General features: G+C 55.5%; 2 protein-coding genes. One reads left to right on the top strand and one right to left on the bottom strand.

Annotated elements, in window-relative coordinates:
• Positions 1 to 1,153: O-antigen ligase family protein (locus AC2FND_RS20200; protein ID WP_496771484.1), on the top strand; the 1,153-nt coding region annotated here is incomplete at its 5' end.
• Here the strand turns inward: AC2FND_RS20200 and AC2FND_RS20195 are convergent.
• A partial coding sequence (locus AC2FND_RS20195) for a polysaccharide deacetylase family protein (RefSeq protein WP_496771483.1) occupies positions 1,150 to 1,748 on the bottom strand: 599 nt, incomplete at its 5' end. The genes AC2FND_RS20200 and AC2FND_RS20195 overlap by 4 nt on opposite strands.

Genomic DNA, 1,748 nt, shown 5'->3' with positions numbered 1-1,748 from the left:
TATTCTGGCGATTATGTTCAGCTTCTGGTCGGCCCTGTCTTTTTCTGTCAATCATGGTTTGGTGCCGATGTGGCAGTTCATTGGGATGTTCATGATTGAAACGCTGGCGCCCTACTTCATTGCCCGAGCCTATATCCGGAATCTGGAATCGTTTCGATATTTCGTAAAGTGCCTGTTTCTGCTCATCCTCATTCTGCTGCCCTTTGCCTTATTCGAATCCTTTACGGGCAAGACGCCGCTGCTGAACCTGTTTGGTAAGGTTCTGAGCGTCTATCAGAAATGGATATTCGAACCTCGGCTTGGGTTGCTGCGGGCGCAGACAACGATGCCTCATCCTATCCTGTTCGGAGTGTTTTGCGCGCCGGCCTTCGCGCTGAGCTGGTATGTGCTGGGGTGGCAAAAACCGCTTTTCAAGAAGGTTGCTCTGACTTCGGTGATCGGGGGTGCCGTGTTCTTTTCCCTTTCATCGGGTGCCTTCCTGAATGTCATCATTCAGCTGGCGCTTATGGGATGGAACTGGGTTTTTCACTTCCTCAAAAGCAAATGGAAAGTTCTGCTGAGCATATTTGGCGTCCTGTATTTCATTGCTGAGGTTGGCTCGAACCGGAGTATGTTTCAGATCTTTGCAACCCATTTCACGCTGACCCCCGGCACGGCATGGGCACGTATCCACACGTTCAACTTCGCATCCGACGATATTCTGCGAAACCCGATCTTTGGTATCGGTCTGCATGATTGGACGCGCCCCCACTGGATGGTATTGCTGAGCAGCGTCGACAATTTCTGGCTGGTGGTCACATTACGGCATGGTTTTCCGGCCCTGTTCCTACTGGCCGGTGCGGTCATTGTAACGTTCCTTAAACTGGGCAACAGAAATCTGACCGGGGCAATGGCGGATGCGCGCCTTGGATATCTGTTTTCGCTGTTGGGCCTTTGCGTGTCTGCTGTTACGGTTCATCTTTGGGATTCCACGTTCTGTTTCTTGATGTTCCTTCTTGGGGCGGGGGTCTGGTTTCTGGATGCAGATGACGGATCCGAGCAGGGCGGGGATCAGGCACAGGCCGACCAGGCAGACAAAAAGATGCGATATACCCGGTTTTCTCAGGCCTTGCCCGGTGAGCTGTCTACCGGGCGTGTCGCAAGCGCCCGCTAACCAGTAGCCGTCCAGCGCCGACGAGCCATGCCCAATACGCGTCGAAACCGGCGCGCGAGCGGCATGCGACCCGACAAGATCGTCTGCAAATCCTGATCGCTCATATCCTCGCGCAGCGATGTGCGGGGGCGTAGGAATGCGTTTTTTCGCCAGGTGCCTCCGTCGCTTGACCAGGCTGTAGTGTAGCCCGCGTCGCTCAGCGCACGTAACACCCGCGTATCGTAGCGGCCAAAGGGGATGCCCGCCTCGGTCACTGGGCAGCCGCATATCGTTTCCAATTGTGCGCGGGATTCGCTGAGTTCTCGGGCTAGAGTGGTGTCATCCAGTTTCGTCCAAGCAAGATGGTCGATCCCATGGCTGCCGATTGTCATACCCGCATCCCGCAGGGTGCGCAGGTGGTCTGCATTCAGGGATCCGGCCTGACCGATCCGTCCGGCCAGAACAAAAAACCGGGCCTCTAGGCCGTGCGCAACAAGTGCTGGCAGCGCAATGTCGTGATCCGAAAGATTACTGTCATCGAAGGTGATGGTGAACCGGTTCGGATCGGGGGTCGCGGCGATCCGGTCCAGAACCCGTTCGAATTGTTCGACTGAAA

The sequence above is a fragment of the Ruegeria sp. BHSB056 genome (assembly GCF_059613305.1).
Note: the sequence above shows the minus strand (reverse complement) of the source record. Positions and strands in the feature narration are given on the sequence as shown.